Origin of the sequence: Chryseobacterium indoltheticum (assembly GCF_003815915.1) — a bacterium.
Taxonomy (GTDB): domain Bacteria; phylum Bacteroidota; class Bacteroidia; order Flavobacteriales; family Weeksellaceae; genus Chryseobacterium; species Chryseobacterium indoltheticum.
In genome coordinates, this window is the sequence record NZ_CP033929.1 from 1,485,550 (window position 1) to 1,498,762 (window position 13,213).

A 13,213-nucleotide genomic window follows, 5' to 3' on the forward strand; every position below is an offset into this window, starting at 1 on the left:
TAAGAAGAATGGGAGAAACTTCGCTTAAGTTACATTTTCCTGATCCGATTGCATTCAGATCGGGAAATGAAAATGAGAGAAATTTTTACTAAATAGAGGTCATTCAAAACAATTGAAGCGTCAGAGAACTTACCAGACAGTATATTCAGCCATATACGACAGACTAGGTTTTAGTAAAGATAAGGAAAAGATAAAACAACTGGCACAAAAGGGCCAATTATAGAAAGGCCGTACGACGCTGCAATATCCTATTATTCTTGCAAAATCTTATAGACCAATTTGGAATTACTATAAAACCCTTCAGTTAAATGTGATCCGAAAAATTCTATATCTTCATTTTATTTGGAATGTAATAGGTAAGTTTTATTGTATTTTAAAAGATTTCTTGCAATGATAAAGTGGGAAATAATAGAATTTTTACTGATTATACAGCCTAAGAATCTCCACCAATTCGGGTACGGATCGTATTTTCAGCTTCTCAAAAAGCCTGTTTTTGTAAGTGCTGATCGTCGATGAATGGAGATTAAGTTGATTAGAAATTTCTTTGAGGGGAAGACCTTCTGCAAGCTTATTGGCAATTTGCAATTCGCGGTCGGATAGTGCTTCAAAGGGTGAGTTTTTTGTCGCACCATTTAACGATTCTAAAAACATCGCTTCTTTTACATCTTCACTTGCATACCGGCCTGTACTAAGCATCGCTGTCAGAGCAGTTTCAATTACTGCACTGGAGCTTTGTTTGCTAAGATAGCCACCGGCACCCATCTTTAGATAACGCATTGCGTACAACTCTTCATCTTGAGAAGAAAATATGAGAATTTTTAATTGGGGTTTGTGGTTTTTGATGTAATCTATCGCTTCCTGAATAGAACCATTAGGCATATTGACATCCATAATGGCCAGATCCAATTCTTCCTTCAAAATTGCTTTGTACAGTGATTTAAAATCCTCCACTTCGGAGATTATAGCATCAGGTAAGAGGCGTTTGATAGTTTGTATTAAACCCATCCTCACAATACCGTGATCGTCTGCTACAATAATACGAACGTTTACTTTTAAGCCCATTATTCTATAAATTTATGTAAAAAAAAGGGAAACTGTAGTGCCTTTATTTTCGGCGGAAATGATTTGGATGTTTCCATGCAGCAAGGATATGAAATTTTTAACGATTTTCAAACTTAATCCGGCTCCTTTCTCGCCAGCAGTACCTTGAAATACGGGGTTATCATAGCTGAAGATTGTCGATAAATATTTTTCGTTCATTCCCGTTCCGAAGTCGATCACATTAAGTATGACCTGATCACCTGATGTAACTTCCTGTAAATAAATATCTTGCCCCGGCAAAGAGTATTTGATCGCATTGTTGAAAATTTTGTCTAAAACATATTCGAGCAACAAGCGATCGGTTGTAAGAAATGAATCGGATTCTCCTTTAAAATAAAATTTGATGCTTTTTTCTTTTAATTTAGCAGCGTATTTTTCTTCTAAATGGTAAAAAAGATCCATCACCATAATTTTCACAGGTTTAATCTTAAATTCCCCGTATTGTGTTTTTAGCCAGGCGGTGCTATCCTGAACACTTTGCAGATTCTTCCGGGCATCGCTTTTTACCTGCGGCAACAATTTAAAAAAATCTTCCTCACTTATAGTTTTTTGCTCCAACGCTTCTATAAGCCACAGAAAATTTCCAAACAGTTCTTTTGAATCATGAGACAATATCGAGATGAGTCCGTTCTTAAAACTGATTTCGTTTTCCAGTTTTTCGATTTTTAATTGTAGTTCGTTGACAAGGTTATTCATAAATTCAGTATCAATACTTTAAAAAATAGACTCCGGTATTTTTTCAGCATGGTTTATTACTTATTTTTTTTCGATTTCTATACCAAACCATTTTTGAATCATATCAGACAGGATTTGTTTTAATAAAGGTTTGGTTAAAAAGTCTGACATTCCTGCTTGCAGACACTTTTCTTTCTCACCAGGAAAACTTCCTGCCGTTAGTGCAATAATAGGTATTTCTGTATTTTTTTCCAAGGCTCTTATTTTCTGAGTTGCTTCAATACCATTGAGATGAGGCATCTGAATATCCATTAAAATAAGATCAGGACTATCTTTTTGGTATTTTTCAACCGCTTCATTGCCATCTTTTGCCTCGATGATCAAAGCTTGAGGAATAATATCCTTTAAAAAAGTTTTGGTAAGAAGTAAATTGATAGCATTATCCTCAGCAATTAAAATTTTTATTTCGCGCTTACTCACTTCACTTGCGACAGTTTTTATTTTCTCCGGTTCTTTCTTTTCAGAACTCTTTAAGGTGGATAAAAGCTGGTACATCTGTTTCATACGAATCGGTTTTACGAGTCGGTTTTCTATTTCTAATTCGTCACATGCTTCCTGTAAATTAGTATCATCGGAAGAGCTGCACAAAACAAAATAGGGCGCTGCATGAGTGACGTCGGGAATGATATCCTTCATTTTCCTAATGGTTTCAATGCCATCCATAATAGGCATGTGATAATCCATAATGATCACATCGAATTCAGACTTCTCCATGATCATTAGCAAAGCCTTCAGCCCGCTATCGCATTCCGTTACTTCGATATTTTTTCGTTTCAGCATCCTTTTCAGGATTTTTCGGTTGTTTTCATTATCGTCAACAATCAAAACTCTCTTAATATCAGTGAAGCTTACATCATGTTCCTCTTCCTCTGTATCAAACTGAATATCAAAGAAAAAATCACTGCCTTTTCCCTGATCGCTTTCGACTTGTAAAACACTGCCGGCAAGTGCCAAGATTTGGTTCGAAATGGTAAGTCCCAAACCAGTACCACCATATCTTTTAGTAATACTGCCATCTTCCTGTGAAAAAGCATTGAAAATCTCAGCTTGTTTTTCACTGTTAATTCCAATACCTGTATCGCGAACTCCAAACCGGATTTGTTTTTTTCCTTCTTCTAAATCATCTAAAACTTTAGCATATAAAGTAATCTCACCTTCCTCGGTAAATTTTATAGCGTTACTCAAAAGATTGACGAAAACCTGTTTTAAGCGCATCTCATCAGTCCATATATATCTAGGAATGGTGTCGTCAATATCGATGAGCATTTCTAATTGCTTATTAGTATTACTGTACGCAACAATATTGAAGGCTTCTGAAACCATTTCCTCGACCTCTACTTTGTCGAGGTTTAGCTTCAGTTTTTGCTGTTCTAATTTTGAGAAGTCTAAAATATCGTTGATGATGCTGTGTAAAGAAACTCCCGATTGATTGATAATTTCCAAATACTGTCTCTGTGTTTCGTCCAGATTGGTATCCAAAAGGAGCTCTGTAAAGCCGATTATACCATTTAACGGGGTTCTGATCTCATGGCTCATATTGGCCACAAACTCCGATTTTAAAACATAGGCTTTTTCTGCTAGCTCTTTTGCTTGCAAGATTTTATTCTCCACGTTTTTTCTTTCGGTGATGTCAACTTCATTTACCAAAAACCATTTCGACGCTTGGTTCACTATTTTATTGACGAAATCTTCCTCTGCTTTATCTAAATTTTTCGCTTCCCTGTCAAATAAATTTAAATGAGCGATAAGATTGTCCTCAAGACCCGGTATAGCATAACTTCTATGAAATTTAAATTCCGATTTCTTAAACTCATAAACCGAAGTTTGATCATCAAAAAGAAATTGAGGATTCTGAGGATATATCTGATTGGGGGACGCGTCACTGGAAGCGAGAACATAAACTTGTCCTTCCGAGGCAATACTCATGGTACAAATCTCCATATTAGCCATCTGAGCAGCTGCGAACACTAAAAAATCAAAAACATTTGAATATTTTTTTTTCAATGCATTTAATTTGTCACTATACTGCTGATCCGGCGATTGATTATTGCTATTAAAGTGGTCCATAGAGAAGAGTCTTTTTATAAGATATTGTTAAATTGCCGTAAAGCTATAATAAACATTGATAGAGTAGGTCGTATTTTCTTTCCCGACCAAACTTTGGGCACCGGCAGATGGTATGGTGTATCGTACGTTCAGTTCGCGATCCAAAGCAGGTGTTCCGTTAAAGAGAATTTTTTGGGGAGTTTTGGATAAGGGAGCATTTACAGAACTTCCATCGATGCCAATTTGTAATATGTTGGAATTAATGTCGGTTTGCAGGCCGCCTTTCTTGAAATAATTTTCGTCAGATTTTACATACAGTTCAAAACTCTCATTATTGGACAAAATAATTTGGTTTGGAATCATTTGTGACTGACCATTGGTGTATTGAGCAGCTGTATTAAAATTAAAGTTTACATTTCGCCCGGAACTGGGGATGGTGATCTCCGACCGAGGAAGCACCTTTAGCTGAACAGCTGTATTTTGCAAACTGTTAATTGAATTATCTGTACTTATGGCATTAAAGTTCAATTCAAAAGTATAAGTTCCGGCTTCAAAAAAATTGTTCTTAAAATCGTCCGCAGACACATAAAGCTCGGGGGTAAAGCTGTTTCTGTTTCCTGCTACAACACTTAGATTAGCAGGGGAAAAATTCTGAAAATTGGCAGATAAGGCTTTGGTCGTGAGCGCAGATCCATTACTACCCAATTTAATGCTTGCTATATTTCTGGTTCCCGGAACGCCTTTGGAAGAAGTGAACTGAACATTTGCGGAAGCTTTCGCCCAAAAATTAAAATCAATCGTATGCGCGATTTCCGTATTTTCTAAACTGAATACCTGCGTGCCTGTAGTCCGGTAGTTATTCAGAGAAGATATTTCTATGTATTTTGTTAAAGATGTTGTGAGCCATCTGATGGATGACGGAATCACTAAAATTGTTTTAAAATTACGTGGCGTGAAATCATTATAATTTTGACTGATATCCATGGAGTAATTTCCTGCTCTGAATATATTGGCAGCAAACTGTGCGGCAGGAATTTTAAATGTGAAATTGATATTTCCTCGATTGAATCCTCCGCCAAGAGTTGACACTGACGGTTCAAACCATTTTACAGCGCTTGTACTGAACGACTGAAAACCTGGTAAATAACCAAAATATCCAGTAGACGGTAACTGCCCGCCCATACTTTCTAGCTGCCACAGTAGAACGGAGCTGGGTAAAGAAGATGAGGAGGAAGAGTGCGTAAAGGTTGGCCCAGACGTAGAGTTAAATGTAGGAGCTGTTGGTGCAAATCCGAAAAAATTATAATCCCAGTTTGTTCTGTTGGTATTCATTACCCTTGTTGGTAATGAAGTAAATTCACTCCTGTTAAAAATATTATTTTCAGGAATAGAAAGGTAAACATCCTGAGCTTTCGTGGCTGTTGATCCGCAGCACACGGTAAAAATTCCTATTATAAAAGCTCTCATCGTTTTCATATGTCTAAATTTAAAACTTTTTCACCTTTATGGTGGTATCTTTCTTCTTATATTCAAATACTACGGTTTCTGAGTAACCTTCTTTAGTCACCTGAATAGTTTGGTTGGGTTGAATATAGCTGTATTTGTCATTTTCAATATAGAGCTCGTACTTTCCATCTTTCAGGAAAAACTCAAACTCATTTTTTTGGTTAACCACGGCAGTGTAGATCGCTCCATCTTCACTTTTTGCATACACTACTATTCCTGTTACATCCGTTTCCAAAACATCGTAGGCTTGTTTGATCTCTATTAATTTCCCACTTACTCTGATGTTTTTTACCAGACCCACTTTGCGGTTGATATTTTTATCGACCATAATCACAGGATCCATCATTAATCGTGCACCTGCACTTTCGTTTACCTTCAGTGTGTAAATACCTTCAGGCACATTCTGAAAAACTACTTTTCCGTTCTTATCTGTCAGTGCAACAAAATTGTCCAGTTTCACTATTTCATTTGCAAGAACCACTTCACCTGTTTCCAGAAGTCCGTTGAAATTTTTATCATCAAATAACTGGAATGTCACTTTATGATTTCCAAGAGCCGTAGCTGCGGTAAAATATTTTTTAATCCCGACTCTGAACTGGTAATAACTGCCACTACTTGCATAAGCAGCTGTAGATTTATAACCTGAAAAATTAAAATAACCTGTGGATGACCACGAAGGTGAAATTTTATATTCCAGATTACCACTCATATTGCTGTTTAAATTTTTATAAAGTTCCGAATAGGAAGTTCCGGCTGAAAGAGATCCAATCAGATTATTACTAAGCATCTGGAAATTATACGAGGCATATACGTTATAGTTGGCAAAATTACGGTCTACATCGTAATAAGAATTTAAATCAAAAACGGTGGTTGCGTTCCATTGGGCTGTCCCGTTTAGGGAAAAAGCTTTATACCTGTAAGACAAGGTTGTTTTCAGGCTGTTGAACCAATCATCTTTATTGTTCTCTTTTGAATACGAATATTCCGCCGTCCAGTTTAATCCGTGAGCACCTAATGTAGTACTTATGTTGGCCTCCATTCTGTAAGAAAAAAGTTCCTGCGATGAATAAAAATTGGCTGTTTTTTGCCTTTCAACCTTTGGAGACAGTAAGAAATTCCACTTCTTTAAAGAAAGCTGGTAGCCTGTTGCGAAAGCTTCTGTACTGTTGAAATAATAACGCAAATTAGCGGTATTCGCAGTCTGGATTGGCGTATTTTGGAAACTCAGAAACTCTGGATCAACCTGTGAATTCTGATATTGCATAAAAGCACGCTGAGAAGCAGATAATTGTAGGCCTATTCGCTGATTTGAGAAAAAAGATCCTCTTTTGATCCCTGCATAACTTTTGGTGGCAAAAGAATTAACAGATTGTATATCCCATTTCCCGATTTTCCCTTCGTAATTGGCCCCCATTGAAGCTCCTTCGTTTTCATCTCTGTTTACGAGACCTTTTTCGTGGCTGAGACCCACCTCCGTGCGGATCGTGTGTTTATCGTTAACCAAAAAAGAGGTTACTGCGTTTGCCAATTGCGTATCTACGTTAAAGCGTGGGTCATGGTCAAATATATAGGATACTTTCCCATTAAAAGATTTATCATTTCCGAAACCATATTTTGCACCCACTATGGTAGATCCTTCTATTTGTTGGAAATAAGTACCAGCAAGGTTATAATTATTTTCCAATGCAAGAATTTCAATCTGATTATTTTTACCCAATTTGGTAGAAGCTTTCCCACCTCTCCCGAAAACCGGGTAGTCGTAATCGTTACTATTAACATTTCCAAGTCGTAGTACTGTATTTTTTCTTTCCAGCTCCAGCCAGGTATCATATAGATTATAGCGGCCGTCTTCATGATAGTAATCTGCACCTATATTGAAACGAGATTTCAAATCTTCAGTCACTCGAAATGCTGTGTTTCCTCTCAATTGAAGAAAATTGAAACCTGAACTGTTTTCGTTATAGGAAATTTCTGCAAAATTAGTTCCACTCACTCCCTCGTTTCCACGGGCAACTTGTCTGTTGTTTGATAAAATGACTAAGTATAGCGTGTTACTTCCCACGATCTCATTATTAAGCAGGTCTGTGGCAGTTGCATTAATATTAAACTCCGGGAAAAGCGTATTCTGTTTTCTGACCGCAATTTTGATCTCAATCGTTTGTTTTTCTAAACCTTCCAGAGATACAGTATGTTGTTTTGGCATCATTTCCAAACCATCAGGAATAGATTGTAAATCAATCTTAACGGTTCTTTTGCTATAACCCTGGTTTTCTACAATCAGCATAATTGAGGATTCGGGTGCAGCAGGATTAATGAAATTTTCGTATGTAGCCGTATAAATTGCGATGTTTTTGTTCTCTTCTTTGTCAGCGAAGAACGAAGCGCTTTCAGTTCTGGTAACCGTTGGGGTGGTATACGAAATCTGGAATTTGATCTCATTGGATATCAGTTTCATAAAATCCAAGTTGGCGATCAGTTTCACAGGAAGATTTTTAGATTGACCAGCACCTAAGGGAAAGTCATTTTTGGGATAGAAAAGTAAACCCGGATATTTTTCCTGAGGTATGATATTCTGAATAGTAATTTCTTCAGAACTTTTATTCTCAATAACCAGGAAATTAGTGAAAGTAGAACCCTTCTCAACAGCTACACGGTTATTTTCAAAATGAATTTCTATATCCTTCTTTTCCTGCGCAAAGGCAAATGAAAATTGCAGAAGAAAAAGTACAAAAAATAATATTGTTCTTCTTCGGACTGATGTCGGTGTTCCATTTTGTGGTTTCAAGACTTAATTTTAAAATTTAAAGTTTTTTTCGCCTACGCGTAAATCATTGGATCCTGCCATTTTGATAATAGCCACGCCAAGAAAGTTCCCTGAAATGTTCTCTGGTAAAGAAAACTGAACGACCTGATCGGTATTGGGAAGCATAGAGATTGAAATTGCGGCTAATTTTATTTCTTTACCATTGTCGGTATTGGTAAGTTCAAACTCAACGGTGGCATCATTGATGGTATTTCCATCGTTATGGATGCTTACTGCGACTTTTTTGTTTGCTGCACTCTCATTACTTACCTCAGCTATATTGGTAATGTCTAAACTTTTTTTCTGGTTTCCTGGCGGTGTATAGAAGATGTGAAGTCCAACCTCAAATAAGGTAATAATACCAATCCCGTTCTGAATACGTGCCTGATCTGCCTGCTGAGGAAGTTGAGTAAAAAACAACATGCTGTTGGTTACGGTAGACTTTGATGCGTTTGCCGGAATCTGCATGGTTACTACAATTTCCTTTGTACTTTTCGCGGGAACCGTTACAGCGTTTTCCAAGGTAGACAGCCAAGCGGCATTAGAAGTTTTTGAACTGCCTGCTTCAAGATAAACTTTATTTCCGTCTTCTTCTCTAGCCCAATCTTTATAGTTGAGATTAAAAACATAATCCTTATCCGAGCTGTTTTGAAGCGTAACTGTTTGTGTTACTTTTTCTCCTGGATTACCGGTAAAAAACAGTCGCGTAGGCGACATCGAGATACTTTGTGCCAGAATTGAAGAAGACCCTGTAAGAATAAAGAAAATGAAAAGGTGAATTAACTTGCGCATGGTGTAAATTTTTTAAAAATAAAGATTCCCAAAATTACTGAAAACGTAGCTAAAGGAATCTTTAAAGCTGAAAATTTTTATTATAAAGCAGTTGCAGTATAAGTTACTGTTTGCGTGTAAGTTCCGGCTGGTTTACCTAAAATATCAGCAGAAGATGATTTCGCTGCAGGAATCGTGTAATCCAGATTCAGTGTCAAAGCGCTTCCAAGTGGTGCATTTGTCACTAAGTTTTGATCAGTTGCAGATAAAACGACAGCATTTTTTGTTCCGCCCATTGTTCCGGCAGCTGCAGCAGCTTTGATTGTCAAAACATTTACAGGGATTAAGTTGGTTCCATTCATGAAATTTGCACCTCCAGCTTTTACTTTAACGTTAAAGTTCTTGGTTGAAGTAACCTTTAAAGAGTTTGCTTTAGTAATCGTCTGATCAGAGTTATAATCTGCTGCAGTAGCATAGTTGAAGTCAACCGTATTACCGATGGCAGTACTTCCGGCGTCGATTGAGATCACATCGTTAAGGGTAATGTTTACGGTTGTTGTTGCAGTTGTATTTTGAGCCTGAACATTGTTAGTTCCTAATATAGTTGCTCCGATAGTTAAGGCTGTGATTACGATTAGTTTTGTCATAATAGTATTATTTTATTTTTATTCTTGTTTAATTGTTCTCTTTTGAACACTACAAATCTACGGCGGCGCTAAAATTTTCTTTGTAGTTGAAAATGGAATTTGATGTAGTAAAATAACTACATGAGTTATTCATTTGGTTTAAGTATAAACTGAATGTCCGCTGTCTTCCATAATCCTTAATTTAACGCAATGACAAACAAAGAATTTTAAATACTAAATTGTTTTTAGGTTATACAAAGGCGTAAACTTAACAATGAAATACAAAGTATTTATAATGATAACAGATTATGGATAATCATAATAAAAAAGCCCTCAACACTTTATAGGTGTTGAGGGCTTATATATAGTTGCTGTGTTTTATATATTACTCACTTATTTCAACATTATGCTTGTTACAATTTCGTCTTTAAAATATAGTGATAATGATAAAAGGGTGTTTCCAAATTGATCTGATTCTACAGGATAAGACCATGTCATGGAAGTATAAATATGTGGCTCATGTCCAAAAAGTTCACGTATTTCTTTTTTGCTTTTCCCAATAGGAATTTTAAATTTGAAAATATCATTAACAAGAGTTTTTCTTTTCTCTGGACGAGTTTTCCAAAGGATACTATCAAATTGATGATTACCAATTTCAAGTAAAAACAATAGCTTTTTTATTAGATTCGGCATATTATTTTGTAATTATTTAATTATTACCTTGATTTCACTTATCATATTAAAATAGACCATTTTAACATTAATTTATAAGATCTTTCAGAGTTATATCACTTTTAAATTCATTAAAAATTAATTTCGTAATGATATAAATAATGTCTTATTATAAAGCAGTTGCAGTATAAGTTACTGTTTGCGTGTAAGTTCCCGCCGGTTTACCTAAAATATCTGCAGAAGATGATTTTGCTGCAGGAATTGTGTAATCCAAATTCAGTGTTAATGCGCTTCCAAGTAGTGCATTTGTCACTAAATTTTGATCAGTTGCAGATAAAACGACAGCATTTTTTGTTCCGCCCATTGTTCCGGCAGCTGTAGCAGCTTTGATTGTCAAAACATTTACAGGGATTAAGTTGGTTCCATTCATGAAATTCGCACCTCCTGCTTTTACCTTAACGTTAAAGTTCTTGGTTGAAGTAACCTTTAAAGAGTTTGCTTTAGTAATCGTTTGATCAGAGTTATAGTCTGCTGCAGTAGCATAGTTGAAGTCAACGGTATTGCCGATTGCAGTACTTCCGGCGTCGATTGAGATCACATCGTTCAGGGTAATGTTTACTGTAGTTGTTGCAGTTGTATTTTGCGCCTGAACATTGTTTGTTCCTAATATAGTTGCTCCGATAGTTAAGGCTGTGATTACAATTAGTTTTGTCATAATAGTATTATTTTATTTTTATTCTTGTTTAATTGTTCTCTTTTGAACACTACAAATCTACGGCGGTGCTAAAATTTTCTTTGTAGTTGAAAATGGAATTTGATGTAGTAAAATAACTACATGAGTTATTCATTTGGTGTAAATAGAAATTGAATGTCTGCTGTCTTTCATTAACGCTAGGAGAAACAAAGAATTTAAAATACTAACTGGTTTTTAGGTTATACAAAGGCGTAAACTTAACAATGAAATACAAAGTATTCAATGAAAACAGATTGCGAATAATCATAATATAAAAGCCAATTTCTCTATATCGGTATCAATACATACAAAATCAAAGGCCTCCTGTAGGAAGCCTTCGAACACCAAATCACAAAATATTAATATGAAAAAAATTCACTTATAAAGCAGTTGCAGTATAAGTTACTGTTTGCGTGTAAGTTCCCGCTGGTTTACCTAAAATATCAGCAGATGATGATTTCGCTGCAGGAATTGTGTAATCCAAATTCAGTGTTAATGCGCTTCCTAGTGGAGCGTTTGTCACTAAGTTTTGATCAGTTGCAGATAAAACGACAGCGTTTTTTGTACCACCCATTGTTCCGGCAGCTGCGGCAGCTTTGATTGTCAAAACATTTACAGGGATTAAGTTGGTTCCATTCATGAAATTCGCACCTCCTGCTTTTACCTTAACGTTAAAGTTCTTGGTTGAAGTAACCTTTAAAGAGTTTGCTTTAGTAATCGTTTGATCAGAGTTATAGTCTGCTGCAGTAGCATAGTTGAAGTCAACGGTATTGCCGATTGCAGTACTTCCGGCGTCGATTGAGATCACATCGTTCAGGGTAATGTTTACTGTAGTTGTTGCAGTTGTATTTTGCGCCTGAACATTGTTTGTTCCTAATATAGTTGCTCCGATAGTTAAGGCTGTGATTACGATTAGTTTTGTCATAATAGTATTATTTTATTTTTATTCTTGTTTAATTGTTCTCTTTTGAACACTACAAATCTACGGCGGCGCTAAAATTTTCTTTGTAGTTGAAAATGGAATTTGATGTAGTAAAATAACTACATGAGTTATTCATTTGGTGTAAATAGAAATTGAATGTCCGCTGTCTTTCATTAACGCAATGACAAACAAAGAATTTAAATACTAACTTGTTTTTAGGTTATACAAAGGCGTAAACTTAACAATGAAATACAAAGTATTCAATGAAAACAGATTGCGAATAATCATAATATAAAAGCCAATTTCTCTATATCGGTATCAATACATACAAAATCAAAGGCCTCCTGTAGGAAGCCTTCGAACACCAAATCACAAAATATTAATATGAAAAAAATTCACTTATAAAGCTGTTGCGGTATAAGTTACTGTTTGCGTGTAAGTTCCCGCTGGTTTACCTAAAATATCAGCAGATGATGATTTCGCTGCAGGAATTGTGTAATCCAAATTCAGTGTTAATGCGCTTCCAAGTGGTGCATTTGTCACTAAGTTTTGATCAGTTGCAGATAAAACGACAGCGTTTTTTGTACCACCCATTGTTCCTGCCGCTGCAGCAGCTTTGATTGTCAAAACATTTACAGGGATTAAGTTGGTTCCATTCATGAAATTCGCACCTCCGGCTTTTACCTTAACGTTAAAGTTCTTGGTTGAAGTAACCTTTAAAGAGTTTGCTTTAGTAATCGTTTGATCAGAGTTATAGTCTGCTGCAGTAGCATAGTTGAAGTCAACGGTATTGCCGATTGCAGTACTTCCGGCGTCGATTGAGATCACATCGTTCAGGGTAATGTTTACTGTAGTTGTTGCAGTTGTATTTTGCGCCTGAACATTGTTTGTTCCTAATATAGTTGCTCCGATAGTTAAGGCTGTGATTACAATTAGTTTTGTCATAATAGTATTATTTTATTTTTATTCTTGTTTAATTGTTCTCTTTTGAACACTACAAATCTACGGCGGTGCTAAAATTTTCTTTGTAGTTGAAAATGGAATTTGATGTAGTAAAATAACTACATGAGTTATTCATTTGGTGTAAATAGAAATTGAATGTCCGCTGTCTTTCATTAACGCAATGACAAACAAAGAATTTAAATACTAACTTGTTTTTAGGTTATACAAAGGCGTAAACTTAACAATGAAATACAAAGTATTCAATGAAAACAGATTGCGAATAATCATAATATAAAAGCCAATTTCTCTATATCGGTATCAATACATACAAAATCAAAGGCCTCCTGTAGGAAGCC

At 35.9% G+C, this 13,213-nt stretch carries 11 protein-coding genes; all 11 read right to left on the bottom strand.

Features of this window, described 5'->3' with window-relative positions; all coding sequences use genetic code 11:
- Window positions 1-417: 417 nt before the first annotated feature.
- The 11 genes from EG358_RS06950 to EG358_RS07000 all read right to left on the bottom strand — a co-directional run bounded on the left by EG358_RS06950 (window position 418) and on the right by EG358_RS07000 (window position 12,860).
- On the bottom strand, window positions 418-1,062 hold the full coding sequence (locus tag EG358_RS06950) for a response regulator (protein ID WP_076561722.1): 645 nt from the start codon (window positions 1,060-1,062) through the stop codon (window positions 418-420).
- Between the two features lie 12 nt (window positions 1,063-1,074).
- The gene (locus EG358_RS06955; RefSeq protein WP_076561721.1) at window positions 1,075-1,797 is read right to left on the bottom strand and encodes a sensor histidine kinase; all 723 of its coding nucleotides are present in this window, start codon (window positions 1,795-1,797) and stop codon (window positions 1,075-1,077) included.
- 60 nt (window positions 1,798-1,857) lie between these two features.
- Entirely contained in the window at window positions 1,858-3,903 is a 2,046-nt protein-coding gene (locus EG358_RS06960; RefSeq protein ID WP_076561720.1) for a response regulator, read from the bottom strand.
- Window positions 3,904-3,930: 27 nt separating this feature from the next.
- Window positions 3,931-5,358 carry a hypothetical protein gene (locus EG358_RS06965; RefSeq protein ID WP_076561719.1) on the bottom strand — a complete coding sequence of 476 codons (1,428 nt, stop codon included), beginning with the start codon at window positions 5,356-5,358 and terminating at the stop codon, window positions 3,931-3,933.
- 10 nt (window positions 5,359-5,368) lie between these two features.
- Entirely contained in the window at window positions 5,369-8,173 is a 2,805-nt protein-coding gene (locus EG358_RS06970) for a hypothetical protein (protein WP_076561718.1), read from the bottom strand.
- A 9-nt stretch (window positions 8,174-8,182) separates the two neighbouring features.
- Window positions 8,183-8,983, bottom strand: coding sequence for a fimbrial biogenesis chaperone (locus EG358_RS06975; RefSeq protein ID WP_228421432.1), 801 nt, complete (start codon window positions 8,981-8,983; stop codon window positions 8,183-8,185).
- An 80-nt stretch (window positions 8,984-9,063) separates the two neighbouring features.
- Entirely contained in the window at window positions 9,064-9,609 is a 546-nt protein-coding gene (locus EG358_RS06980; RefSeq protein ID WP_076561717.1) for a peptidoglycan-binding protein LysM, read from the bottom strand.
- Window positions 9,610-9,981: 372 nt separating this feature from the next.
- A complete protein-coding gene (locus EG358_RS06985; protein WP_076561716.1) occupies window positions 9,982-10,281 on the bottom strand; it encodes a hypothetical protein in 300 nt (99 codons plus the stop codon).
- Between the two features lie 148 nt (window positions 10,282-10,429).
- Complete coding sequence (locus tag EG358_RS06990; protein WP_076561715.1) at window positions 10,430-10,975, bottom strand: peptidoglycan-binding protein LysM; 546 nt, start codon at window positions 10,973-10,975, stop codon at window positions 10,430-10,432.
- A gap of 397 nt (window positions 10,976-11,372) precedes the next feature.
- A complete protein-coding gene (locus tag EG358_RS06995; protein WP_076561717.1) occupies window positions 11,373-11,918 on the bottom strand; it encodes a peptidoglycan-binding protein LysM in 546 nt (181 codons plus the stop codon).
- A gap of 396 nt (window positions 11,919-12,314) precedes the next feature.
- Window positions 12,315-12,860: a peptidoglycan-binding protein LysM gene (locus tag EG358_RS07000; RefSeq protein WP_076561717.1), complete on the bottom strand. Its 546-nt coding sequence runs from the start codon at window positions 12,858-12,860 to the stop codon at window positions 12,315-12,317.
- Between the last annotated feature and the right edge of the window lie 353 nt (window positions 12,861-13,213).

Coding starts and splice junctions, on each gene's coding strand:
- EG358_RS06950 (WP_076561722.1), bottom strand. CDS start 1,062: ATGGGCTTAAAAGTAAACGTTCGTATTATTGTAGCAGACGATCACGGT.
- EG358_RS06955 (WP_076561721.1), bottom strand. CDS start 1,797: ATGAATAACCTTGTCAACGAACTACAATTAAAAATCGAAAAACTGGAA.
- EG358_RS06960 (WP_076561720.1), bottom strand. CDS start 3,903: ATGGACCACTTTAATAGCAATAATCAATCGCCGGATCAGCAGTATAGT.
- EG358_RS06965 (WP_076561719.1), bottom strand. CDS start 5,358: ATGAAAACGATGAGAGCTTTTATAATAGGAATTTTTACCGTGTGCTGC.
- EG358_RS06975 (WP_228421432.1), bottom strand. CDS start 8,983: ATGCGCAAGTTAATTCACCTTTTCATTTTCTTTATTCTTACAGGGTCT.
- EG358_RS06980 (WP_076561717.1), bottom strand. CDS start 9,609: ATGACAAAACTAATCGTAATCACAGCCTTAACTATCGGAGCAACTATA.
- EG358_RS06985 (WP_076561716.1), bottom strand. CDS start 10,281: ATGCCGAATCTAATAAAAAAGCTATTGTTTTTACTTGAAATTGGTAAT.
- EG358_RS06990 (WP_076561715.1), bottom strand. CDS start 10,975: ATGACAAAACTAATTGTAATCACAGCCTTAACTATCGGAGCAACTATA.
- EG358_RS06995 (WP_076561717.1), bottom strand. CDS start 11,918: ATGACAAAACTAATCGTAATCACAGCCTTAACTATCGGAGCAACTATA.
- EG358_RS07000 (WP_076561717.1), bottom strand. CDS start 12,860: ATGACAAAACTAATTGTAATCACAGCCTTAACTATCGGAGCAACTATA.